The 22078-nt window shown below is 62.0% G+C and carries 19 protein-coding genes and 1 pseudogene; 3 read left to right on the forward strand and 17 right to left on the reverse strand.

Annotated elements, in window-relative coordinates:
* Nucleotides 1-471: 471 nt before the first annotated feature.
* Entirely contained in the window at nt 472-1278 is an 807-nt protein-coding gene (locus GPL81_RS13785) for a class I SAM-dependent methyltransferase (RefSeq protein WP_160107173.1), read from the forward strand.
* A 150-nt stretch (nt 1279-1428) separates the two neighbouring features.
* Here GPL81_RS13785 and GPL81_RS13790 read toward each other — a convergent pair whose 3' ends face one another.
* From GPL81_RS13790 to GPL81_RS13870, 17 genes and pseudogenes are all read right to left on the reverse strand, one after another.
* Nucleotides 1429-2121, reverse strand: coding sequence for a GNAT family N-acetyltransferase (locus tag GPL81_RS13790; RefSeq protein WP_160107174.1), 693 nt, complete (start codon nt 2119-2121; stop codon nt 1429-1431).
* 204 nt (nt 2122-2325) lie between these two features.
* Nucleotides 2326-3120, reverse strand: coding sequence for a ChbG/HpnK family deacetylase (locus GPL81_RS13795; protein ID WP_160107175.1), 795 nt, complete (start codon nt 3118-3120; stop codon nt 2326-2328).
* On the reverse strand, nt 3092-4318 hold the full coding sequence (locus GPL81_RS13800) for a GNAT family N-acetyltransferase (protein WP_160107176.1): 1227 nt from the start codon (nt 4316-4318) through the stop codon (nt 3092-3094). The genes GPL81_RS13795 and GPL81_RS13800 overlap by 29 nt, the downstream gene beginning before the upstream one ends.
* Before the next feature lie 4 nt (nt 4319-4322).
* On the reverse strand, nt 4323-5012 hold the full coding sequence (locus tag GPL81_RS13805) for a GNAT family N-acetyltransferase (RefSeq protein ID WP_096512381.1): 690 nt from the start codon (nt 5010-5012) through the stop codon (nt 4323-4325).
* An 87-nt stretch (nt 5013-5099) separates the two neighbouring features.
* Nucleotides 5100-7019, reverse strand: coding sequence for a hypothetical protein (locus tag GPL81_RS13810; protein ID WP_160107177.1), 1920 nt, complete (start codon nt 7017-7019; stop codon nt 5100-5102).
* Nucleotides 7016-8320, reverse strand: coding sequence for a lipopolysaccharide biosynthesis protein (locus GPL81_RS13815; RefSeq protein WP_160107178.1), 1305 nt, complete (start codon nt 8318-8320; stop codon nt 7016-7018). The genes GPL81_RS13810 and GPL81_RS13815 overlap by 4 nt, the downstream gene beginning before the upstream one ends.
* Entirely contained in the window at nt 8317-9318 is a 1002-nt protein-coding gene (locus GPL81_RS13820) for a polysaccharide deacetylase family protein (protein ID WP_160107179.1), read from the reverse strand. The genes GPL81_RS13815 and GPL81_RS13820 overlap by 4 nt, the downstream gene beginning before the upstream one ends.
* An 11-nt stretch (nt 9319-9329) precedes the next feature.
* Nucleotides 9330-10466, reverse strand: a complete 1137-nt coding sequence (locus GPL81_RS13825; RefSeq protein WP_160107180.1) for a glycosyltransferase family 2 protein — start codon at nt 10464-10466, stop codon at nt 9330-9332.
* Nucleotides 10459-11427, reverse strand: coding sequence for a glycosyltransferase (locus GPL81_RS13830; RefSeq protein WP_160107181.1), 969 nt, complete (start codon nt 11425-11427; stop codon nt 10459-10461). The genes GPL81_RS13825 and GPL81_RS13830 overlap by 8 nt, the downstream gene beginning before the upstream one ends.
* Nucleotides 11424-12794, reverse strand: a complete 1371-nt coding sequence (locus tag GPL81_RS13835) for an O-antigen ligase family protein (protein ID WP_160107182.1) — start codon at nt 12792-12794, stop codon at nt 11424-11426. The genes GPL81_RS13830 and GPL81_RS13835 overlap by 4 nt, the downstream gene beginning before the upstream one ends.
* Complete coding sequence (locus GPL81_RS13840) at nt 12791-13906, reverse strand: glycosyltransferase family 4 protein (protein ID WP_246218925.1); 1116 nt, start codon at nt 13904-13906, stop codon at nt 12791-12793. The genes GPL81_RS13835 and GPL81_RS13840 overlap by 4 nt, the downstream gene beginning before the upstream one ends.
* Nucleotides 13891-15483 (reverse strand): GumC family protein, encoded by a 1593-nt coding sequence (locus tag GPL81_RS13845; RefSeq protein WP_160107183.1) that lies wholly within the window; start codon nt 15481-15483, stop codon nt 13891-13893. Before GPL81_RS13845 ends, GPL81_RS13840 begins: the two co-directional genes overlap by 16 nt.
* 17 nt (nt 15484-15500) lie before the next feature.
* The gene (locus GPL81_RS13850) at nt 15501-16526 is read right to left on the reverse strand and encodes a polysaccharide biosynthesis/export family protein (protein ID WP_160107184.1); all 1026 of its coding nucleotides are present in this window, start codon (nt 16524-16526) and stop codon (nt 15501-15503) included.
* A 23-nt stretch (nt 16527-16549) separates the two neighbouring features.
* Complete coding sequence (locus tag GPL81_RS13855; RefSeq protein ID WP_160107185.1) at nt 16550-17197, reverse strand: CpsD/CapB family tyrosine-protein kinase; 648 nt, start codon at nt 17195-17197, stop codon at nt 16550-16552.
* A complete protein-coding gene (locus tag GPL81_RS13860; RefSeq protein ID WP_096512370.1) occupies nt 17197-17943 on the reverse strand; it encodes a sugar transferase in 747 nt (248 codons plus the stop codon). The genes GPL81_RS13855 and GPL81_RS13860 overlap by 1 nt, the downstream gene beginning before the upstream one ends.
* Nucleotides 17940-19001, reverse strand: coding sequence for an NAD-dependent epimerase (locus GPL81_RS13865; RefSeq protein ID WP_160107186.1), 1062 nt, complete (start codon nt 18999-19001; stop codon nt 17940-17942). The genes GPL81_RS13860 and GPL81_RS13865 overlap by 4 nt, the downstream gene beginning before the upstream one ends.
* 26 nt (nt 19002-19027) lie before the next feature.
* Nucleotides 19028-19144, reverse strand: a pseudogene (locus tag GPL81_RS13870) (hypothetical protein); the annotation flags it as partial.
* A 389-nt stretch (nt 19145-19533) separates the two neighbouring features.
* Here GPL81_RS13870 and GPL81_RS13875 point away from each other — a divergent pair.
* Nucleotides 19534-21231 (forward strand): sulfatase-like hydrolase/transferase, encoded by a 1698-nt coding sequence (locus GPL81_RS13875; protein WP_160107187.1) that lies wholly within the window; start codon nt 19534-19536, stop codon nt 21229-21231.
* A gap of 178 nt (nt 21232-21409) precedes the next feature.
* The gene (locus GPL81_RS13880; protein WP_160107188.1) at nt 21410-22078 is read left to right on the forward strand and encodes an ABC transporter ATP-binding protein; all 669 of its coding nucleotides are present in this window, start codon (nt 21410-21412) and stop codon (nt 22076-22078) included.

The raw sequence follows: 22078 nt of genomic DNA on the forward strand, positions 1-22078 counted from the left end.
CACAGCCACCACCCCCCCCCCCCGCGCCCCCCGCCCCCCCCCACCGCGCCCCCCAGCCCCCCCCCCCGCCCCTCCCCCGGGGCCCGCCGCGATCGGCCATCCTTGGCCGGGCGCGGCTAAACCGGCATCCATGCCGGTTTGCCCACTGCGCAGAACCTCCACTCGGCCTCACGAGGGGGCGAAGACCACGAAAAGCCAAAGCGAGGCGGCCTGACAGCCGACCTGACTTTCATGGATGTACCCGGTTCAACCTGTAGGAGCTGGCTTGCCAGCGAAGGCGTCCGTCCAGGCGATAAATTTGTCGACTGACCCACCGCTTTCGCTGGCAAGCCAGCTCCTACAGGGAATCGCTTGCGCACCGGCGCACCGGCGCACAGGGGACCGCTTCGCGAGCAAGCTCGCTCCTACAGGGGCCGTGGGCGTCGCCAGCTGCTACAGTCTTGGGTCAAACATTCGATAGGGACATCTGCAATGGAAATGCCGACAAAAGAAAAAGCCATCGCCAGCAACCGCGATGCCTGGAACGACTCCGCCCGCCATCACAAGGACAGCCCCGACTGGCGGGTTCTGTTGAGCGCTGTTTCCCACGCGGATTTTTCATGCCTGGATAACACCCTGACCTCTGTGCTGACAGAACTCGGTGTCCACGGCAAGGACGTGGTGCAACTGGGCTGCAACAATGGCCGCGAAAGCCTGTCCCTGTTTGCCCTGGGCGCCCGGCATGTGGTCGGTGTTGACCAGTCTGCGGCGTTTCTCGAACAGGCGCGGGAGCTGGCGTCACGCTCGCCCCATGGGCCCGAGTTCATCGAGGCCGACATTCACCACTTGCCACTTGAGTTGCAGGGCCGCTTCGACGTGGCGCTGATTACCATTGGTGTATTGAACTGGATGCCGGACATCGGCGAATTCCTGCGCCACGTGGCGCAGACATTGAAGCCGGGTGGGGCGCTGGTGGTGTATGAAACCCATCCGTTTCTGGAAATGTTCGATCCCGAATCCGCCGACCCCTACGCCCTGGCCAGCTCGTACTTTCGCAGTGAGCCTTTTGTGCAAACCGAGCCGATTGTCTACGAGGGCAAGGTCGAACAACAGGCCGCGCCGTCGTACTGGTTCGTCCACACCCTGGGCGCCATTTTCACCGGCGTCCTCGCGGCGGGGTTGAACATCCGCCATTTCAAGGAGCATCCGCATTCCAACCGCGAAGAACTGTATGACCGTTACCAACAGCGGGAGGCGCAGTTGCCGATGTGTTTTACGTTGGTCGCGGTCAAGGGCTGAGCACAGCACTGCGCCTGCTGACGCCTTCGCGGGCAAGCCTTGCTCCCACAGGTTTGGTGTTGTTCGCCATTTCAATGGACGACACAAAACCTGTGGGAGCAAGGCTTGCCCGCGAAGGGGGCGACACGGTCTATCAGGTATAACCTCGAATCAAGCCTGCGCCGCAGACGTCACCACCGGCCGTCCCGGTTTGCGCAGCGGTTCCAGGCGTGAGCCGCTGTAGCGGGTTTCGCGGAAGAAGCGCCAGCGGCCGAACAGGCCGTAGACATGGGTGACCCGTCCCTGTTCGTGGTAGCCCATGCGGATGTGCAGTTTCAGGGCCGGGATGTTGTGGGTTTCGCAGACGTCCACCACCTTGTAGCACCCTTGTACCGCCATCGCTTCCCACAGGTTGACCTGCACGTCCACCGACAGGCTGCTGCCGAAGTAGGCCCGCGTCATTTCGCCGCCGAACTCGAAGAACTCACCGGGTCTTACCGGGAAATTGCAGCCGTAGTAGTGACGGTCGTGGTAGTCGCGAGTGCTGCCCCAGATGAACGCCACGGCATGACCGTCCTCATCCAGGTACATGTGCCCGGTGTGGCCTTCGGTTGCCAGTTCGGCCATGGTCTGTACGCGATCACCGAAGTGCCTGGTGAATGCCGTGGCGTTTTCCGGGGTGATGGTCACCTGACGTACGCCGGCGTAGGGTCGCAGCTTGTGCGGCGGGACCGGGCTGAACAGATCGCGCTCCATCCACAGCAACTCCCAGTGGAAGAACACATAGCGTTTCCACAGTGTGCCGAACGTGCGGCTCAAGCCTTTTTGTTTGATGCGTTCGCGGAGTTTTTCGATCAGGGACATGAAGCCCTCCTTGGCCGGGATTGGCCATGCTGGGGTGAAGGTACTGATGGGTATAGATCACGCTGGACGCGGCATGGGGGCGCTGCTACCAGCAATTTGTTTCAATTTGTGTTTCAGTCTTGACACAGTTTTCAGGCGTCAAAAAGCCGTGCTCCGAGGGTGTTCGGAGGGTCTTCCGAGGGAGAAATCCAGGTGGTCGCGCCACTATTCCATCACGGTCTCTGCGTGATGACCGAAAGCGCTGCCGGCAGCGCCATAGGCAACCCTCGGCACCCCCGGCAACCGCTGCTCCAGCAACGCACTCAACGACTCGCCCTGATCCAGATAGGCATCGCCAAAATCGGCACCGAGCTGATTGGGGTGGGCGACGATCTCCAGCAAGCCGTCACTGGGTGGCGCTGCGTTGCGTAGATCCACCGGGGTACACACGTAGTCGGCGGAGGCACCGGCCAGGCTGTTCAGACGATGATTGAGCAAGTCCTTGAACAGGCGCTTGGGCAGACTCAGGTTTTGCCCCAGGTTGCGCGCCAGCCTCACGGGAACGCCCTGGCGGGCGGCGAAGCGCGCGACGATTTCGCCGACGGGCCAGATGTTGTGTACGTGTTGATGGGAGTCCAGATGGCTGGGTCGCACGCCGTTATCCACGCAGCGTTGCCATTGGGCTTCGAGTTCTTCCTCCACCGCAAGACGATCCTGGCGACCGAGCCAGAGGCGGGTTCGGGACAGGTTGAGGTCGAACACCCCGGCGCTGTCGCAGAAGGTCCGGCGCGTGAGAATACGTCTGCTCAACGGCCGGCCATAGGTGAGGTTGAAGTGCAGGCCGATACGCCCCGCCAGCAAGGGATGCTGGGCGAGGGCGCACGCCGCTTCGAAGGCCGGCATGTTGGCCATGGCGGTGGCGGAACTGATGATCCCGGCCTGGAAAGCCCCCAGGATCACCGCGTTTTCACAGGCACTGAGGCCGAAATCGTCAGCGTTGACTATGACTTGGCGTGGCATGTTTACCCTCCATGAGTCTATCGGTGGCTACAGGCGGCTTGGGCCCGGATACAGGCGCAGGCGCTGCGACGGGGGCAGGCGTGTCGGCCGCTGCCGCGCGCCGGGCCCGCCATTGCTGCAAAAACGGTTTGAAACGTTGCCAGACCCGCAGGGCGAGCCCCAGGGCCAGGCCGCTCGGACGCCAGGAGTAGAAGCTCCAGCGCCAGTGTTCCATTTGCCCGGTCATGCGTTCATGCAGTTGATGACTGGAGTTTTCCAGGCTGACCCGCGACGCGTCGATCCAGCGCCAGTGGTCGTCCAGGCCCCAGCGAATCCACTCTTCGAGCAGCACCCGACCGCTGCCCAGGTCGGCGTACTGCGGCAGGAAGGCCAGGTTGTAGTCGTACAGCCGGCCCTGTTCCAGCAAGCCCAGGCGGTAGCTGATGCAGCGCCCGTCCAGCTCCAGCACCACCACGCGCACAAGGTTTCGGGCGGCGAGGGCGGTGAAGGCCCGGTCCATCCATTGGCGGCGGCGCTCATCGGCAAAAATGCCCACGCCTTCATCGCCTTTCCAGCTTACGGCTTCGACTTCGCCGAGGGTCTTGAGCAACGGACCCATGGTTGTCGCGTCGGGGGTGATGCGCCGCACTTGCGCACCGCAGGCGGCAATCCGTTTGCGCGCCCGACGCAGTTTGTAACGCGGATCGCCGGAGACTTCCTGATGATCGGCCTCACTGATCAGATGCACCGGTACGCGACAAGCGAGGCGTCGCTCACTGGTGGAGCTTTGGTTCATCCATCCGCCCAGGGCGCCAGCGTCGCCTGGCGGTCCACACAATTCATTGAGTTGCAGCAGGGCATGGGGCAGTCGACGGCGAATCTCGATCAACGCCTGGCGCATGCCCACCGTGTCGAGGCAGGCGAGTAGCGCGAGGCGGTCGGCGAGGGGATACCCCAGGTGGTGCAGGACCCGAAACGGCAGTCCGCCGAACCACTCGATGGAGGCCACCAAGGGCAGGCACAGGACCAGTTCCGGCCCCTGCCAGCCGAGCAGCACGTGCAAGTGTTCGCCGGCCGTCAGTGCCTGTTCCGACGCAGACATCCAGGCCAGTGCATTGAATGGCGTGTGGTCCATGACTCGCAGACGCAGCGCTTCATAGGCCGCCGCGGGAAAGTCTGCGGCGCACAGCGAAGTACGCCATTCAAATCGCACTGTCATGGGATCAGGCCACCGACGTTGCTGCGGGTGAACGTTCCGGTTTGCGCAAGGTATCCAGGCGCGAGCCGGTGTAGCGGGTTTCGCGGTAGAAGCGCCAGCGGCCAAACAGTTCATACACGTTCATGATGCGGCCCTGTTCCGTGTACCCGGTGCGTATGTGCAGTTTCAGGGCCGGGATGTTGTGCCATTCACACACGTCCACCACCTTGTTGCAGCCCTGGGCGAGCATGGCTTTCCACAGCTCCGTTTGCAGGTCCATTGACAGTTTCGTGCCCCAGTAGCCCCGGCTCAATTCGCCACCGAATTCGAAGAACTCGCCTTCCTTCACCGGGAACCAGCAACCGTAGTAGTGACGGTCGTGGTAGTTGCGCGAGGCGCCCCAGATGAACGCCACGGCGTCCCCCTGGTCGTCCAGATGCATCTGCCCGGTGTGCCCCTCGGCAGCGAGCTCGGCCATGGTGTCCACGCGATCACCGAAGTAACGGGCAAAGGCCCCGGTGTTGTGCGGGGTGATGGCGACAACCTGCAGTGGCGGGTAAGGCTTGAGTTTATGCGGTGGCACGGGGCTGACCAGGTCGCGCTCCATCCACAACAGTTCCTGATGGGAAAACACGTAGTGCTTCCAGGCTTTTTTCAAGGTGGCCCGCAGACCTTTTTGTCGGATGTGTTCACTGACTTTTTGAATAGCACTCATGGTGTTGGCTCCTGACGGGGGCGACCCGTAAGTGGAGTGATCCAGCGCACGGCGAAATACCTGTGCAGCCAAGCGGTCGAGCGACGATCACGAGGTGCTCCAGGCCAGGGCGAACAGGGTTTGCCCTGGCAGCTCGAAGCTCACGCGACCGTCGTTGCAGTTAAACGGTGCGTCGCGGCTGCGGTTGTCGGCTCCGAAATAACGCAGTGATCCATTGAACAGTGGGCAGTGTGCCCCGGACAGGTCGATTCGCTGCAAGCGCGACCCCTTGTTGACCCCCAGCAGGCTGCGATTCGTGTCGTTGGCCATGGCCAGCACATCGACTTCGAAGGCGTCGTTTTCCAGGTACAGCACTTTTTGCAGCCAATGCTGCTGGATGAACTGATGAGCGAGGCCGACGGGTTTGAGTTCGAAATGGTCGTCGCCCAGCACGCGCAGCATGCCCTTGGGCCATTCGGGCTCATCGGCTGCCTGGAACCAGTTGAGCATCTCCAGCAAACCGTCCTGGGACGCGTTGATGACCACCGAGGCCCACCACAACGAGGCGAAGTGGGTTTCTTGATCGTAAGGGCTGAGGTCGGAACCCGGGGACATGTTGGTCTGGTCCAGCAGCAAGGCCTTGCGTGGCCGGCCGTTGGCATCGAGCCCCACCAGGTCGGCGGCACGCCGCACGCTGTCGCGATAGACCCGGGTCGCCAGCAGGTCGCGGACCATCCATTCGTGCCAGGCCAGGGCATCGATCTTGTCGCCGGATTGCGCCAGCAAACGTCTTGCCCAGTCGATACCGCGCTTGTCGGCGGCGTTGTCGGCGAACGGGCCGTTCACCAGCCGTGAACTGGCGGGCATGGCGATGCGTACGCCGGCCTTGGCATTGTCGGGGTTGCTGCGCACCTGCCGGGCCATGCTGTCGAAGAGGCTCTGGTAGTCGGCATAGTCCGGATAGTTGAGGTTCGGCTCATCGGCGAAAGCGATGTAATGGGTCCCTTTGCCCCCCAGGGCGCGGGTCGCGGCGAGCCAGGCGTCGAGGCCGGCGTTGCTCATGGTGTCGGCGCGCAGATCAGACACGCGATGGCTGCCGGCCAGTAGCGTGATGTCCTGGGTGATGCCGAAGCGCTCCTGATACAGCTGGCGGAACTTGTCTTCGTAGTGCGGCCGTTGCGCGGTGATGTCGACGAAACTGTAATAGCTGGCTGCCTGTGGCTTGAGTGCATCGAGTACGGCGTAGCTGGAGGTCGGCGGCATCACGTAGGGCAGGGCGATGCCCAGGTTCGGCGTGTTGCCCAGGACTTTGTCGTGCAAGGTCAGGTGGGTTTGGCCGTCGTCTTCGCGCAGCGGTTTGAGCTGCCGTGGGTTCTGCGCGAACAGGTTGGCGGTGCCGTCCAGCCAGAACGCAGCTTTGCCACTGCCTTGCAAGCGCAGGCGCCAGATCTGTTCGTCTTTGGTGACGGGCAGCTCGACCTGATCGAATTGCCAATAGGCGCGATACGGTTTCAGGGCCACCGCTACTTGCTTGCCGTCGCCCACGCGCTGCGCTTGCAAGGCGCTGACGCCACCGTAGAACTTGCCGGCCAGCACCGCGTGCTCACCAGGCGCGACCTTGAAAAACAACTCATCGCCGTCGCGGGCTTCGGCGCTGAAATGCACCTTGGCCGGGGCGAACAGGGCCACCGTGCGCTCGTCGTGTTCGACCTTGTAGCGGCGGAAGCTATAGCCCGGAATCTCCAGCTGATAGCTGGCGGCGCCGGGTGCCAATGGCCAGCTCTGAGTGCCGCTCAATTCACTGGCGGCAATCAGGCGTTCGCCCTCAAGCTTGCCCTGGCCATCGAGCAGGTACAGCCGTTCTTCATTGGCGTCCGCTTGCCACGCCGGTGTCCAACGGACCGTCACCGTGTCAGGGCGATCTGCTTGCAGGTACAGGCTGCCGTCGCGGATGTCGGCCCAACGCATGGACGCCGCCCAGGTGTCGAGCGACAGGCCCAGGCTCAACAACAGGACGAGGCGTTTCAAGCCGACCTCCGTTGCAGCATCTGCAGCATCGGTGCGACATCGCTGGGCAGGATGATCAGGGTTTGCCAGACCGGCACACCGCTCAACCGGCAATACATCACCAGCATCGCCAGGGTCACCGCCACGTAGGCGATGGACGATGCCGCCGCCGCGCCGACGATCCCGTAGGCCGGAATCAACAACAGGTTCAGTGCAAGGTTGAGCAAGGCACTGAGGCCCATCAGCAGCGAAATCGTGCCGGGACGGTTTTTTCCCAGCAAGTCCAGGCGCAGGATGCTCGCGTAGCACAGCCCCAGCAGGCCCGGCAGCAGTGCCAGCAAGGCGGGGTAGGCCGGCTGATAGGCGACGCCGAACAAGGTGACGATCAGCCATTCGCCGATCAGCGCCATGGTCAGGCACGCGCCGAGCATTACCGTGGCCGTCAGGCGCAGGGCCAGTGGCGTGACTTTGTCGATGCCTTCTTCCTGTTGCAGCAGGCGTTTCATCAGCGGCGTCGTCACCGCTTCCGGAACGATCAACAGCAATTCGGCGGCAGCGCTGGCCATGGCGTAATGACCCAGCGCGGTACTGCCGAGCAGGGCGCCGATGAACAGGTAGTCGGAGCGCAGGATCACTTGCTGGAACAGCAAGTCCGGATGGCTACGGGCGCTGTAGCGCAGCAGTTCTTTCTGGCTGGCACGGTCCCATTGCAAGGTCAGCGGTTGATCGCGCTTGAGCCACAACCAGCCGACCAGCACCACCAGGCTGATGCCGGCCAGCCAACTGATCAGCGCCGCTTCCAGAGCGGCGCTTTTCCACATCCAGAACAACGCCAGAAACAGCAACAGCGGTATCAGCGATTCAATCAGGCGCAGTGCATTGAACGCCACCACGCCGCCCGAGGCGTTGTGCAATGTCAGCAGCCCGCTCTTGAGCACAGTCAGCGGCACCGCCAGCAACAACAGCCAGGCCAGCAAACCCAGTTGCGTGGTGATGTCCAGTTCACTGCCGAACTCACGGGTCAGTGCCACCACCAGCAAGGTCAGCAAACCGGCCAGCAGGCAACCGAACACCAGCACCTGACTCAGCAGCAACCCCATCGGCCGTTGCTTGGCCGCCTGATAACCCACCGCCGAATTCAGCCCGCCACTGGTGGCGGCGCTGATCAGATCCGGCAGGGTGCTGAGCAGGGCAAACAGGCCGCGTTCGCTCGGCCCGAGAATCCGCGCCAGCAGCACGTTGCGCAGCAGACGCAGGGCGATCATCGCCAGTTTGGTGCCCATGCTCAGGGCCAGGTGCTTGAGGTAGCTGCCGCTTCTCATGGGCGGGCCCCACGGTAGATGCGCCAGGACAGTAGTTCCGGATTGCGTGCAGTGCGCTGGCTGACCCCGAAGCGAGGCAAGGCCAGCGGATCGGCGGTGCCGCGATAAATCCCGGTGCCGGTGCCCAGGGCAAAGGGGAAGTTGTGGTCGGCCACGTGCTTGCGCACCCGCGCGTCATTGTCGCCATTGGGGTAGCAGTACACCGGCAGCGGTCGGTTGCAGCTATTCAACAGGGCCTGGCGACTACGGCTGAGTTCTTCGTCAAGCCGTTGATCCTCGAGGCCGGTGAGGATCGCATGGCTGGCCCCGTGGGGGCCGAAGCGCACCAGGCCGGAGGCTTCGAGCGAGCGCACCTGATGCCAGTCCAGCGCTTGTGGCAAGGATTCCTGCGGGCACTCGTCGGTCAGGCGATTGAGATCCGCGGGGGACAAGGTTTTCAGGTGTTGCAGAAAGTGCAACAGCGCCAGGCTGCGACGCTGTACATCCGGGTCATTGCACGGCGCCGGCAGCGGCCGGCCCAGTTGGTGCAGGCATTCGATCAAGTGCATGCGGGCCTCTTCCCCATGGCTGTTCCACAGGGTTTCGCCAATGCTTTCCCACCAGAAGCGCTGGCGGCTGCCGATGAAATCGGTGGACAGGAAAATGCTCGCCGGCACCTGGTATTTTTTCAGCAGGGGAAACGCATTCACGGCGTTGTCACGCCAGCCATCGTCGAAGGTCAGCGTGACTTTCGGCCGCTCCGAGCGCAGGCTCCCCGGTTGCAGAATGTCCATCAGCGACACGCAGTCGAAATGCTTTTTCAGCCAGACCAGCAAGTGTTCAAAAGCCTTGGGACCGACGCACAGTTCATTGCGATGGGGCAGGTCGGCGGCGCTGTCGTTGGACAGCACCCGATGCAGCATCAGGATCACGCCGGCACCATGCAGTTGCTGGCGTCCGACCGGGGAATTGAGGTAGAGCCAGCCGCTGGTGCGTTTTAATAATTGTTTGATCGCCATGGCACGTGACCTCATCGAGTCTGGTCGGGATTCCATTGGTTGTAGCTGTGCCCGCGCAAGAACTGCCACAGTCCGACGGTCATGCCGGCCAGGGTCACCAGTACGAACGCGGCGAGGCGAAACGGTTTGGGCAAGCGGTGGCGCACGTCCAGCAGACCGGCCACGGCGAAAGCGTAACCGAGCGCCTGGGCGGCCAGGGTCAGGCGGTAAAAGCCATGCTCATCGAGCAGCCACAGATTGGCCAGCAGCAAGGGCAACAACAGCACCGGCGCCAGTCGGCGGATCAGCTTGTGGCTGATCAACGCGATGGCGTACAGGCCATGGCGCAGCGGGTTGAGCAGCTCACGCCGGGCCGCCAGGCTGATCAGGCCGCCGACGGTGACGCGCTGGCGGCGGCTGAACTGGCGGTGGGCCTCGTCCACGCCCTGATCGAGTACCTTGGCATCGTCGACATAGACGACGCGCTTGCCCTTCACCGGTGCGCAGGTGTTGATAAAGAAATCGTCGTTGACCAGGGCAGGAATCGGTTGATACAGCTCGCGGCGCAACGCCTGCAGGGCACCGTCGGCCGAGACCGTGCAGCCGGTGCGGCTTTCCACCCGGCGCAGCCAGTCTTCGTAATGGCGGTACAGGCTTTCGCCCAGGCTCAGGCCTGAGCCCGGGACGGGAATGTTCATGTTGCCGACGGTACCACCGACCTCAGGGTCGGCAAACGGCTCCAGCAGCCGCTGCAAGGTACCGTCGAGCCAGTGAACGTCGGCATCGGTAAACACCAGGATATCGCCCGTGCAGCGGCTGACAGCGGCGTTGAGCACACTGTTCTTGCCCTGGCGCGGCAGGTCGAGAACCTCGATGCGCGGGTCGTCGAAGCGGCGCGCCAGGGCCACGGTCTGATCGGTGGAGCCGTCGCTGGCGACGATGATCTGCAAGCTGGCGGCGTGATAGTCCTGGGCCAGCAGATTGCCCAGTTTGTTCTCGATATTGCGTTGCTCGTTGTGCGCGGCAACCACCACGCTGACCCGTTGCGCTGGCAGGGGCGCAGGCTTGTGCCTGGGAAAAAACGGCCCGGCGATCGTCAGCAGCAGTGGGTAACCCAGGTAGGCGTACACCGGCAGCAACAGGCACAACCAGAAAATGAATTCAGCCACGGGCAGGCCTCCTGGCTTTCCAAAGACAGAGGCTGAGGATGAACGCGGCGCCGGCCAGGTGCAGGCGTACCCAGTGCAGGCCCCAGAGCTGCACGGTCAGGCACGGGTTTCGGTGCTTGATGCTCTGACGCATGCTCAATACCAGCGCCGGTACCGTGGTTATCAGCGCCATGACCAGCGCATGGTGAGGAAAACCGTTGAACAGCGCGGAGATCGCCATCACGTCCAGCAGCCAGGCGCACAGCGAGAGCAACGGAAAACGCAGCAAGCGCAGGTTCAGGCCGTGGGTGCGCAGCAGTTGCACGTTACTGCCCTGGCGCCACATCTCCTTGCCCATCCACTCGCGCCAGTTCATTTCGTAGCCCCAGTGCAGGGCGGTGTTTTCATTGATCGACATCAACCGTGCGCCCTTGGCGGTCTGGCGCAGGGTGAAATCCTTATCCTCGCCGGTGCGCAACGTTTCATTGAATCCGCTGACGATGTCGAACCACGCGCGGCGCATCAGCAGGTTGGCGGTGGGCAGCCAGTCCACGCTTTGCACGGTGTGACGGGAGGGGCGCAAGGTCCGCCGCTGCCAGGCCGTGGCGTACCAGGGCGCTTGCGCGGGGGTGTGCAGGTCCAGGCTGAAGACGTCGCCGACGTTTGCGTTCTCCAGCTTCAGCAGGTGGGTCAGCCAGTCCTCGGGCATTTCGACGTCGGCATCGATGAAGGCCAGCCATTCGCCGGTGGCGACGTCCGCCCCGCGATTACGCAGGGCACCGATCAGCACGCCGGGAACCTCCAGGACCTGCGCACCGAACTTGCGAGCAATCTCCGGACCCTGATCGGTGGAGCCGTTGTCAATCACGAGCAACTCGCATTCCAGGTTTGCGGCGTTGGCGGCGCGTTGCGCAGCCAGCAGGGTCCGGGCGATGTGCCGGGCCTCGTTGTACATCGGGATGACAATACTGATGCGGCTCATGCCTTGGCCTCCATGACGGGACTTTCTTCAGCTTTCAGACGGAGCACGCTGGTCATGGCGAGCATGATCCACACGTACTTTTGGTTCGGCGCACTGAGGAACATCAAGAACAGGGACAGCGACAGCATGCCCATGCCCAGGTGTGTGATCAGGTCGGCTTGTTCCCATTCCTGGCGCCTCAACCAGGCACTGCGGGCGCGATGCATATTGAGCAGGCCCATGCCGAGCAGGCCGACAAACAGCAACCCCGCCGGGATCCCGATTTCGCTGAAGATCTCCAGATAGGTGTTGTGAGCACGGCGGTACAAGTCGCCGATCTTGCGGTTGGCCGAGAAGGCCTTGGCGTAGCCGGTGGTCGCGTAGTGCAGCGGGAAGGTGCCGGGGCCAGAGCCGAGCAGCGGATTCTCGCGGATCATCTGGCTGCCGACCACGATGTACGAAGCACGGCGTCCGAGGGATTCGTCGGTGTGACCGCTGGCGCCGGCACTCAAGACACTCAATGACTGGATACGCGCGACGTAGCCGGGCGGCATCAAATAGATCGCCAGGGGAATCAGGATGGCCCCCCCGAGCATGGCAAACCCCAGATGACGCGGACGGATGCGTGGCAGGTGGGCGCGGTAATGGTAGAGGCCAATGATCAGGCTGAGGAACAACACCACCAGCCCGGAACGGGATTGGGTCTTGGTCATGCCGCCCAGCAGCATCACGCTGCAACCGATCCAGAACAGCCTGTACAGCAGGTTCGGGCTCTTGAGCGCCAGCAGCAGTGCCAGCGGAAAGGCAAAGGCGATCAGCATCGCAAAGCCGTTCGGGTCTTCCAGCAGACCGGAGGCGCGGCCTTGATCCTGAAACTTGGTGGAGAACATCGCGAGGATGCAGGTCAGCGTCACGCTGAGGGTTATCAGCCGGCAGAACATCATCAGGTTCAGTTCGCGACCGATCAGCAAGGTGATCACGAACAGCACCAGCCCGACACTTAGCTCGCGCAGATGACCCAGGGACATGCCCATATCTTCGGTCAGCAGCATGCTCAGAAAGTACAGCACCATGAACCCCGTCAGAAACCGCCACAGGTTGCTGCGCAAGCGATCGGGCGGCAGTTGTTGCAGGGCCAGTTGCAAGGTCAGGATCAGTGCCAGCGCGGCACCGAGGAGTTTCGACCCGGTCAGCATGCTGTCCTTGAACAGTCCTTCGAGTGGCACCAGCGCGGCGATCCCCAACAGTCCCCAGGCCGGGCGTCGATACAACACCGCCAGACCCACCAGCCCCAGCACGGCGCCAGGCGCCAGGAATGGCCAGGGACTGGCCAGTAGAATCAGACACACCAGCCCCAGGAGGCTGATCACCGACAGAGGAATAATCACGCGCGTGCCTCCCGTGCGGTATGGATATAAAGCTGCGACCAGCGTTCGGCCAAGGCCTTGAGGTCGTAGCGATCCAGTTGCGTACGTCTTGCGTTGTCGATCAGGTCACGTGCCAGGGCCGGGTCACACAGCAGGCTGTCGAGCTGCCGGGCGAGGGCGGCGCTATCGGTGGGGGACGCCAGCAGGCCGTTGTGCCGGTCCTCCAGCACATCGGGAATCCCGCCGACGCCAAACGCCACCACCGGCACACCGGCCTGCATGGCTTCGAGCAGAATCATCGGCGTGCCCTCGGTGCGCGAGCTGATCACCAGCGCGTCGAGTTGTCGCCACCACGGGCGCATGTCGGTCTGATAACCCGGCAGCGAGATGCGTTCCTGCAACCCGGCGGCGTTGATTCGCGCCAACAGATTGTCCCGTTCCGGGCCGTCGCCGAGCATCACGGCGTCCAGTTGTGGGGACTGTTGGCACAGCGGAATCAGGGCATCGAGAAACAGGTCCGGACCCTTTTCGCTGCTCAGGCGCCCGACGTAGCCGGCCAGCCAACGCGGGTGTTGCGCGGCCTGCGGTTGCAGATCCTGGCTGGCCGGCAGGCCGTTGGGGATCACTTGCAGTTTCTCCGCCCGCACACTGGCCTGGCGGCACAGCGTGGCAATGCTTTCGGCGACGCACACCACCCGGTTCACCGACGCCGTGCGGCACAGTTGCAGGCTCAACCACGTATAGAACTTCTGCTTGCGACTGCGCGGTGTGAAGCCGTGTTGGGTAATCACCAGCGGCAGGCGCAACAAGGTTGCGCAGACCCAACCGAACACCAGGCCCTTGAAATTGTGCGTGTTGATCAGCGGCCGCTCGACCCGCCGCTGGCGCAAATGCGCCAGCAACGCCCCCAGCCCCGTGCAGTTGCGGCAGTCCACCCCGGCCTCGCGAAACCGTGTCAGCAGCTCGTAGGGTGCATCGAGAAACAGCACCTGATGCTGCCCTGGCGTCGCCAGGCAGTGGTCGAGCAACATCCGCTCGGCCCCGTAGAACCCGCCACTGCTGAGCAAATGAATGATCGGCAGTGATGGCCAGCTTTGTTGAGAGGGCAGGGGCGCGTTCAATTGCGCACCCAGTGCACGAAGCGTGGTACGCCCCAGTTGCTGTGCGGGTTGATCGGCTCCACGTTCTGATCGTTGATCACCAGCAGGACCGGCAGGCCCAGTTCATGGGTGATTTGCGCCGGATGTTTGAAGCGGTGATCGAAGAACTCACGTACGTAGACCAAGGCAATCGCCAACAGCAACCCGGTGAACAGCCCGAACGGAATGATCAGCAGTGGTTTTGGAAACGCCGCTTCGGTGGGTTCGAATGGCGGGCTCAGGACCCGGGCGTTGGACAGGTCGTTGTCCAGCGAACGGGTGGTGCTGCTTTCGGCGAAGCGCTGGGCGTAGGTTGAGAACGCCGCGTGCAGGGCATCGATCTCGGTGTCCAGTTGCCGCAGCTTGCTCTGGGTTTCCTGCAACTGATGGATGCGGTTCTTGAACTCGGCGATGCGCGCGGTCTTCTGGTCGATTACCGAGCTGACAATCGCCAGGTCGTTGGTGCGCTCCTGAATCCGGTTGCTCACCACCTTGAGGAACTGCTGGCGGGTGCGGGCGATTTGCTCGCGGGTCAGCAGCATCGGTTCACTGCCTGGCTGGAAGATCGCCAGGTCGTTCATGTAGCGACTGACCTGGGTGGTCAGCGCCTCACCCATCTGTTTGATCTCGCGATCTTCGAAGGCGACGTTGTCCACGGTGGTGGTGAAGGTGTAGGGGAAGGTGTAGTCATTGAGCTTGGAGTCTTTGGCGGCGGCCAGGCTGCTTTTCAGGTAGTCGAGCCAGCGTTGGCTTTGCAGCAGGCGATCGCGGTACAGGTTGAGCGCTTGCTCCTCAGTGTTGATGGCGTTGAGGCGGAAAGTGATTTCTTCCTTGGGATCGGACGCGCCGACCGCTCCGAGCAGTGTCTGCCGGTTGGCTTCCAGGCCGTTGAGGCGCACTTGATACTGGGTTTTCTTGGTTTCATAGAAGCTCTGCGGCAGGTCGATCGATTGCAGCGCCTGACGGCTGACCAGGTAGTTTTGCAGCAGCGCCGCGACAAACTTGGTGCCTTGGGCCGGGTCGGGGAAGCTATAGATGATCGAGATCACGTTGGAGCCCGGCAGGGTTTCGATCTTCATGCTGTCGACGGCTAGTTGGGTCAAGTCATCGAGCTCGGTGTCGCGCACCGGATCGGTTTCCATGCCCAATGCAGACTTCAGCGGGTTGATGACGTGCTCGCGCAACGGCGTGCTGACATATTTCTTGAAGGGCTGGGACACCAGTTTGTTGAGCAGGCGGGGAGGCAGGGTGTACTCACCCTTGGCCCGCTGTTCGCTGATGGTCTGCCGGATCAACGCCGGCGAGCGCAGGATATTGCTCTCGGTTTCCATGTCGGCCAGCGACGGCGGAATGAAGGTCGCGTTTTCCTGGTTCAGCGACGTGGTGGCGTCGCCCTGTGAGAGTTTTTTCGACTGCACGATCACCTGGGCGGTGATATCGAAGCTCTGTTTGAGCATCAACGGCAAGACCAGCGCGATCACTGCAAAGACCAGGAATACGCGCTTCACCATTTGCTTGTTGGCGAAGAAGATCCTGAAGAACTCGTGCAGGTAGTTTTCCTTTGGATTCATGTCAGGTCACCTGAGAGTCAGTTGTTGTTGCTGTCTTTGTTGTCGACGCGGTAGCCGAAGCTGAAACCCACACCCTGGAACAGCACCACGTCCGCCAATTGCCGCGCGAGGTCACCGGCGCTGGCCAGTTTGGTCTTGGGCACGTAGAGCATGTCGTCCGGTTGCAGGTAGGCAATTTGCGAGGCATCACCGGCCAGGGCTTTTTCCACGTCATAGCGCCGGGCCTGAACCTGGTTACCGTTGCGCCGCATGATCACCACCGAGTCCAGGCGCGCCTTGACGTTGGAGCCGCGGGCCAGGGTCAGGGCTTCAAGCACCGAGACCGGGCGGCGGATCGGGTAGGAGCCCGGCTGGCCGACTTCGCCAAGCACGTAGATCTCGTTGCCCGCGGTGGACTTGAGCAGCACGTCGACGGTCATCCGACCGGGCAGTTGCGCGTACTTCTGATTGAGGAAGGTTTCCAGTTGATTGACGGTCATGCCCTGCAGCGGCACGGCGCCGATTTCCGGGAAACTGGCATAGCCGTCAGTGCCCACGGTGATCTCCCGGCTCATGCCGGTGGCCGGGTGGTTCAGCGCGCTTTTGAGGTTCGACTCATTGCTCAGCGGGCTGATGACCTGCACGGACAACTGATTGCGGTTGGGCTGGAACAGTTGTTTGCGTTGGTAGGCACGCTGGATTTCCTGACGCGCCTGTTCGCTGGTCAGCCCGGCAATTTTCACCGAGGTGTTGGCGCCCGGCAGTTCAATCGTGCCATCGGGCAGCACCAGTTGATTGCCGTTGAGCTGGCTGGCGGCGGTGAAGTTCAGGCCGATCTGGTCACCGGACTGAATGCGGTAGGCATCCGAGCCGCTGGTGCTGATGTGGAAGATCACGTCCAGTACATCCTGCGGACGCAAGGTCTGTTCAACCTTGGGCATGTCGGTGGCCTGGGCGTTGGCCGGTGTGGCGGTGAGGATATTCACCGGCATGTTCTGGGTTTCCGAAGTGCTGGAGCAACCTGCAAGCGGCAGCAACAGCAGGACAAGCATCTTGGCGTTCATGGCGTCATCCTTTTTGCGGTTGCTTACAGGTTCTTGTAGAGCCACTTGGGCATGTAGTACTTGCGTCGGTTGAACACGCTGCCGACCAGTTTCGCCCCGGCCTGGGTCAGGCGCTGCACCGCGGCCTGGGCCACTTCCCAGCGGGTGTCTTCGGCGCGCACGACCATGATCACGCCGTCCACCTGGGTGCTGATGACCAGCGTGTCGGCGGCTGAATACACCGCGTCGCCGTCAATCACCACGAAGCGATAGCGACTGCCGAGTTCATGCAGCAGCGGCCCCAGGCGTTCCGGCGTGAGGTGCTCGTTGCCCCGGGCGTGCCGGCCGTTGGGCAGGATGTGAAAGGGCAGGCTCGACACGTCCACCACGCAGTCCTGCAACAGGGGCGGGCTCTGATGGTTGAACAGCAGGTCGCGCAAACCGCGCTCCTTGGTCAAGCCAAGCTGTTGCGTGAGGTTGCTCGATGACTGGCTGGCGTCCACCAGCAACACCTGGCCGCTGCTCATTTGCGCCAGCTGACTGGCCAGCACCAGGGTGCTGGTGGTCGTGCCCGCGCCGGGGTTGGCGGCGGTCAGAAACAGGATGCGCAGATCCTGGTCGAGCACGGTGGAGGCCAGGTTGGTCTCGCTGGGGTTGGCGATGCTGAGACTCTTTGCAGTTGAACCGTCCATTAGCTTGCTCCGTGGCCGCTGAATACTTTGAAAGGGGTTTTCAACAGGATCTTCAAATCAAGCAGCAGGCTCTGCTCGGCGATGTAGCTGAGGTCCAACTCAACGCGCTGGTCGAAGTCGATATTGCTGCGTCCGGAGATCTGCCAGAGGCCGGTCATGCCGGGATAGATGCTCAGGCGTGCGAGGTGATTGTCCTTGTAGCGATAGGCGTTGAACGAAGTCGGCCTTGGGCCGACCAGGCGCATGTCGCCGGTCACCACATTGATCAGGTTCGGCAACTCGTCGAGGCTGGTGCGGCGCAGGAAGCCGCCGATGCCGGTGATGCGCGGATCCTTGTCGATCTTGAAATCGATGGCGTCGGCCCCGTGTTTGTTCAGGTGACGCAGCGATTCCTTGAGCTCCTCGGCGTTGGCCACCATGGTGCGGAACTTGTACATGCCAAACATGCGGCCGCGGTAGCCGGTGCGTTTCTGCACGAACATCACCGGCCCCGGGCTGGTGAACTTGATCGCCAGCGCCAGGCCCAGCAGCACCGGGGAAATCAGCACCAGGATCACCAGCGCTCCAAGGCAGGCGAGTACGCGGTTGGTGCGCGACAGCGTCCAGGGCCGCCCCCCGTCACGGCCCGTCACCCAGCCGCGACCCTGCATGTGGATCGCCGCATCGAGGCGCATTCGGTGTTCGGGGTCCAGGCGCTTGTCACGGCGCAGCATTTCGATCGGCACACCTTTTTCATGTCCAGTCATTGAGCAGTCCTCCGCTGTGATTCAGCCGCGAGCGGCGCGTGGGCGATGGGCAGTGGGTAGTAGTCGCGGAACCAGGCGATGAAACGGCCGAGTCCCTCATCCAGCTCGATACGGGGCTGGAAACCGGTGGCGCGGGCCAGGTCGCTGGCATCGGCGCAGGTGTTGAGTACGTCCCCGGGTTGCAGGGGCAGCAACTCGACCAGGGCTTTTTGCCCCAGGTGTTTTTCCAGCAGCGCCAAATAGTCCTTGAGCTCCACCGGGTGCTGGCCACCGATGTTGTAGATCCGCCATGGCGCCATGCTGCTGGCCGGGTCCGGTTGTTCACGGTCCCATTGGGCATTGGCTTGTGGTGGCCGCTCGATCAGCCGGGCGATGCTTTCGATGATGTCGTCGATGTAGGTGAAGTCGCGCTGGTGCTCGCCGTAGTTGAACAACTTCAGCGGCGTGCCTTCGCTGATTGCCCGGGCGAACTGGATTGGCGACATGTCCGGCCGGCCCCAGGGCCCGTACACGGTGAAAAAACGCAGCCCGGTGCAGGGGATGCCAAACAGGTGGCTGTAGCTGTGGGCCATCAGTTCATTGGCCTTCTTGGTCGCGGCGTACAGCGATAGCGGGTGATTGACGCCGTCCTGCACCGAGTACGGCGTGTGCTGGTTGGCGCCGTAGACCGAGCTGGAGGAGGCGAAGATCAGATGCTTGACCGGGTGGTGACGGCAGCTTTCGAGGACGTTGAGAAAACCGCTCAGATTGCTGTCGAGGTAGGCGCGGGGATTCTTTAGGGAGTAACGCACGCCGGCCTGGGCCGCGAGGTTGATCACCACCTCGGGTTTTTCCTGGGCAAACAGGGTGTCGATGGCCGAGGCATCGGCCAGGTCAATCGTTGCGAGCTGGAAATGGCCGACCTGCTCCTGCACCCAACGCACGCGATCGTGCTTGAGTTGCGGGTCGTAGTAGTCGTTGAAGTTGTCCAGCCCGACCACCTGGTGCCCGTCGCGCAACAGCCGCAACATGCAATGGGCACCTATGAATCCGGCGGCTCCGGTCACGAGTATCTTCATGGGCGCGGCGCCTCGGACACGACGTTTAACTGCTTGATCTTGTTCGGGGCGATGTCGACACAAAAGACGCGATGTCCGACATCGGTCAGTGCCGCAGCTTGTATCAGGCCAAGGTAGCCCGTACCCAATACGCTCACGTCCATATTGGCGTGCCTCGTAATACGGTGGAGAGATCAAAAATGGGACTGTCAAAAGGGGTATAGCCCAGCCTTGGCAAACCGTGTCAGCAAACTGACATGTAAGAGAGCTAAGACACCCCCACTTCTGGGGGGCCATTTGCCATCAAAGGCTCGGCCCTGCTGGCTTTACCCCAATTTTTGGGGGACGTGAAGATTTTCGAGAAAACGATAAACGGTCGTAAGGCTTGAAATACAAGGGCTGTAGGCCCTTTAGTGTGTCAGAATTGAGACGATTTTTTTTTGACGCTTTCCGCTGATTTTTGACGTTTCTTGCGCTTCGATGGCTCGGTGCTAGTGTCAAAAAACGGCCGGCAACCTTTTGGCCGACGTGTTGGATAACTGGCGTCAAAACAATGATTCGATACTTCAAAGAAATTCTGATAGCTGTCTATTTGATCACCCATTACGACTATTACTTTGGTCGGATCAGTGCGATCGGATTCAGTTTTCCACTGGTGCTGTTTGCCGGCATGTTCGTCGTTTTGACAGTTGCCTTGTTCATGACGGCGTACATCCGCCAGACCCTGATTCGTCATCTATTCGCTTTGGCGATGTTTTGCTCGGCGGTGTTCTTTGATGTGTATTCGCGGGTCACCGCCGACTACCTGACCTACAGCAGTTTCGTCTCGCTGGTGTATTCCGGTGGCTTCATCGAAGAAGCGCTGTACCAATACCGTGGTGCAATCATCAGCGGCGTGCTCGGTGGTGTGCTGCTGTTGATCGGCATCGGGCTCAAGCCGCGTCGGCGGATGCCGGTGCCGGGCGCGTGGTTGGTGGCGGCGCCGCTGTTGGGGGTGTTGCTGCTCAGTGCGGTATTGTTCGTGCGTGCCGGGGAGGGCGCGCGGGGTTTACCGTTCATGTATACGCCACTGGCTTACCTGAACCTGTTCGCCTACGAGTCCCTGCACAACACCGTCGGGCCCCGCGAGCCGGTGAGCCTGGCGCGCGTCGAGCAACCGGTGGGGCACGACATTGTGCTGATCATCGACGAGAGCATTTCCGGCAACTACCTGGACATCAACGCTCCGTTCGGCGTGCACAGCACGCTCAAGGAACCCCACCAGGGCGTTGAAATTTTCAATTATGGCTACGCCGCCTCCATCGCCAATTGCAGCGTCGATACCAACGTCACCCTGCGTTATGGCGGCACCCGCGCCGACTATGTGCGAATCAACAGCACACTGCCGTCGATCTGGCAGTACGCGAAAAAGGCCGGCCTGAGTACGGTTTATATCGATGCGCAGCGCACCGGCGGCAATTTGCAAAACCTGATGAGTGCGACCGAGAAAAAGGACATCGATGAGTTCGTGCAATTCGACCAGACCAGCGTGCGCGACCGCGATATGGCGGCGGCGGCCAAGCTGATCGAACTGCTCAATGACGGCAAGCCGCAAATGGTGGTGATCAACAAGGTCGGGGCGCACTTTCCGGTGCATGACAAATACCCGGACGGGTTCATGGCCTATCGTCCGACGCTGCCTCGGGGGCAGTTCGTCGAAGTCTCGGACACGGGCGAGCGTAAGGGTTTCAATGGTCAGCCGGATGATTGGGTGCTGTATCGCAATGCTTACAAGAACACGCTGTTGTGGAACGTCGGGGAGTTTTTTTCACGGATCTTTGCCCAGGCGAATCTGAACAACGCATTGCTGATCTACACCTCGGACCACGGCCAGGACCTGCATGAACGGGGCAATCCCGGATTGAACACCCATTGCGGCGGTGACCCGGTGGAAGAGGAAGGATTGGTACCGCTGGTGGTGATTCAGGGCAGCGGATTGAAGACCCTGGACTGGCAGGCTGCACTGGCCGGCAACAAGGACCGTTCCAGCCACTACAACATCTTCCCGACCCTGTTGCAGTTGATGGGGTACGACCTGGCGGGGGTGGAGGCGGTGTATGGCAAACCGCTGAGCGTGCCGACGGCCGATGATTTCACGTTCAACTATCGGTTCAATGCACGGCTCGGGGCCAAGCCTGAGTGGAAGCATATTGATTTGAAGAGCATTGTCACGCCGTCGCAGGCGCCTGCCAGTGTGGCGGTGGGGCAGTGAGATTTTGAGTGACCGTGCGGGCCTCTTCGTCGGAACGCCGCCCGGAGCCGGCTCGCTCCTACAGTGGATCGTTGGTGTACATAAAACCTGTGGGAGCGAGCCTGCTCGCGAAGAACGATAACGCGGTCACATTTGCGTCCGCTATCCTAGGCTCACGGTTTTCAATGAGCCCCCCTCCATGCTTGAAGTCCAGGGCGTCTTCAAAAGCTACGCCACCCCACAAGGCCCGTTGCCGGTGCTGCAAGGCGTCGACCTGAGCCTCAAACCCGGTAGCAGCCTGGCGCTGATGGGGGAGTCGGGCAGTGGCAAAAGCACTTTGCTGCACCTGATCGCCGGGCTGGACAAGGTGGATCGTGGCAGCATCCGCAGCGGTGAACATCGGCTGGAGCGCATGAACGAAGGGCAGCTGGCGAACTGGCGGCGCACGGAAATCGGCCTGGTGTTCCAGCAGTTCAACCTGATCGGCAGCTTGCGGGTGGAGGACAACCTGGCGTTTCAGGCGCGTCTTGCCGGGCGCCATGATCCGCGCTGGCAGGCGCATTTGGTGCAACGCCTGGGGTTGGCTGATCTGCTGCGACGTTACCCGGAGCAACTCTCCGGTGGTCAGCAGCAACGGGTGGCGCTGGGCCGGGCCCTGGCCTCGCAACCGAAACTGCTGCTGGCCGACGAACCCACCGGCAGTCTCGATGAGGCCACCAGCGCCGAGGTCCTGAAACTGTTGCTGGAACTGCTCGATGACAGCCCCACGACCCTGTTGATGGTGACTCATAGCCCCAGCGTCGCGGCGCGGCTGGCGGAAAAAGTAGTGTTGCACGGTGGTCGCCTGGCCGGTGTGGATGGGCGCTGA

The sequence above is a fragment of the Pseudomonas izuensis genome, assembly GCF_009861505.1.
Classification (GTDB): domain Bacteria; phylum Pseudomonadota; class Gammaproteobacteria; order Pseudomonadales; family Pseudomonadaceae; genus Aquipseudomonas; species Aquipseudomonas izuensis.